Raw genomic sequence first — 458 nt, forward strand, 5'->3', positions numbered from 1 at the left:
CTACGAGGCCGCGCCGCAGCTCGAGCAGGTGTTCAATCTGTACGGCCCGTCCGAGGACACGACGTATTCGACGGGCCATGCGGTGCCGCGCGGCGGCGCGAGCCGCACGGTCAGCATCGGCCGCTCGCTGCCGGGCAAGCGCGCGCACATCCTGTCCGACGCGCTGACGCCCGTCGCGCCGGGCGAGGTCGGCGAAATCTGCCTGAGCGGCGAAGGCGTCGCGCTCGGCTATCTGAACGACGCGACGCTGACGGCCGAGAAATTTCCGACGATCGGGCACGGCCCGCTCGCCGGCGAGCGCGTCTATCGCACGGGCGACCTCGGCAGCGTCGACGGCGACGGCCTGCTGCGCTATCTCGGGCGCGCGGACCGGCAGGTGAAGGTGCGCGGCGTGCGCATCGAGCCCGGCGAGGTCGAGGTCGCGCTGCGCAGCATCGACGGCATCGCGGATGCGGCGG

The 458-nt window shown here is 72.9% G+C and carries 1 protein-coding gene; it reads left to right on the forward strand.

What is annotated here, in order from left to right:
- Positions 1-458 (forward strand): AMP-binding protein (locus J5M71_RS28225; protein ID WP_207838915.1); only part of this gene is annotated, 458 nt, incomplete at both ends.

The sequence above is a fragment of the Pseudomonas sp. 43(2021) genome (assembly GCF_017490805.1).
Classification (GTDB): domain Bacteria; phylum Pseudomonadota; class Gammaproteobacteria; order Pseudomonadales; family Pseudomonadaceae; genus Aquipseudomonas.